Origin of the sequence: Mycobacterium sp. 1081908.1 (genome assembly GCF_001673535.1) — a bacterium.
Classification (GTDB): Bacteria; Actinomycetota; Actinomycetes; order Mycobacteriales; family Mycobacteriaceae; genus Mycobacterium.
On record NZ_LZLY01000033.1, the window covers coordinates 1 to 712 of the forward strand.

The 712-nt window shown below is 77.0% G+C and carries 2 protein-coding genes; one reads left to right on the forward strand and one right to left on the reverse strand.

All coding sequences use genetic code 11. The features are described from left to right. Nucleotides 1-66 (forward strand): hypothetical protein (locus A5655_RS28570; protein WP_231999073.1); only part of this gene is annotated, 66 nt, incomplete at its 5' end. A gap of 4 nt (nucleotides 67-70) precedes the next feature. Here the strand turns inward: A5655_RS28570 and A5655_RS05230 are convergent. Next, a partial coding sequence (locus tag A5655_RS05230) for a DUF4192 domain-containing protein (protein WP_156764703.1) occupies nucleotides 71-712 on the reverse strand: 642 nt, incomplete at its 5' end.

A 712-nucleotide genomic window follows, 5' to 3' on the forward strand; every position in this document is an offset into this window, starting at 1 on the left:
CCCGGCCACGAGAACGTCACCCTGCCGCACGAGATGGCGCACGCCGTCAAGGTCGAGAAGGTCTGAGCGGCTAGCCCGCCCGGCGCCCGAAAGCCCGTCGCGGCGGCAGCCGCACCCCCAACCGCTTGGCCAGCCGGTAGCCGGTGGCCGCCAGCTCCCGGATGGCGTCGGGCTTCATTCCGGACTGCAGCGCCTGATCCAGCATGCGTGCCATCCGGTGGTCGGGGTCGCAACGCAGCGCGGCCTCCAGCGACACGCCGGCCAGCGGGCCGTCGCCGCGGGCGTACGCGCTGAACGCGAGCAACACCAGGGCCTCGACGCGCCAGGGCGGCGGCAGGCCGCGCGCCAGCAGCGCCCACAGCGACTCGGCCTCGCCCGCCCGCTCGCCGACCGCGAGGGCATACAGCGTGTCGCGCACCTGCACATCGCTCAGCGCGCAGCCCAGCGCCGCAAGCTGGGCGGCGGACGGCGTTTCGCCGGCGGCGACGCGCCTCGCGACGGCCAGCGCGCGCCGCACGTCGCGGCGGGCGCAACCCTCGGGATCGTCGCGCTGCGCCACCTCCCGCTTCGCCGCCTGGCGCCGGAGGGCAACGGCCAACTTGGCGCTGCCCGCCGGGTCGTCGGCCGTGATGACGGCCTGCAGGTCGGCGCGCCGGCGGTAGAGCCGCCGGCCGTCGAGCACGGCCGCCACCGCCAACGGCGACGCCGAGGG